The organism is Mesorhizobium sp. M7A.F.Ca.CA.004.04.2.1 (assembly GCF_004022825.1).
Taxonomy (GTDB): domain Bacteria; phylum Pseudomonadota; class Alphaproteobacteria; order Rhizobiales; family Rhizobiaceae; genus Mesorhizobium.
This window is the reverse complement of sequence record NZ_RZPH01001594.1, coordinates 1-736: the sequence shown is the minus strand read 5'-3', so window position 1 is coordinate 736 and position 736 is coordinate 1. Positions and strand designations below refer to the sequence as shown.

1 protein-coding gene is annotated in these 736 nt (G+C 65.6%); it reads left to right on the top strand.

What is annotated here, in order from left to right; genetic code table 11:
• The coding region (locus EN893_RS36350) for an NAD(P)-dependent oxidoreductase (RefSeq protein ID WP_128362282.1) at positions 1-736 on the top strand (736 nt) is incomplete at both ends.

The following is a 736-nucleotide window of genomic DNA, read 5'->3' as shown; positions in this document are numbered from 1 at the left end:
CATCGTCATCGTGCGCGCGCCGCTGCCACCACAGCTTTTCGACGGCGCAAAGCTGCTGCGGGCGGCAATCCGTCATGGCGCCGGGCTCGACATGATCCCCATGGAAGCAGCGACGGCCGCCGGCGTGCTGGTGGCGAATGTGCCGGCGGTCAATGCCCGCTCGGTTGCCGAGCACGTCATGTTCGCGGCGCTGGCTTTGCTGCGCAACTTCCGCGTCGTTGACCGCGACCTGCGCACCAAAGGCTGGCTTGCCGGCCGCGAGCACGCCAATTCCAACAGCGAGTTTGCCGGCAAGACGATCGGCATCGTCGGCCTCGGCGCCGTTGGCCAGGCGGTCGGCCATATCGCGGCGCACGGCTTCGACCTGAAGGTGGTGGCAACGACGCGCAGCATGCAGCCGGCGCCGGACAAGGTCGGCTTCCTGTCGATCGACGCTCTCGTCGAGCAGAGCGACATCATCGTTCTGTGCTGCCCGCTGACGCCGGAAACGCGCGGCCTGATCAACCGTGAGCGGATCGCCCGCATGAAGCCGCATGCGCTGCTGATCAACGTGTCGCGCGGACCGGTCATCGATGACGATGCGCTGATCGAGGCATTGCAGAAACGCCGTATCGGCGGTGCCGCGCTCGATGTTTTTGCGACACAGCCGCTGCCGTCGAACCATCCCTATTTCGGCTTCGACAATGTCATCATCACGCCGCACCTGGCCGGGATCACCGAGGAATCGATGATGCGC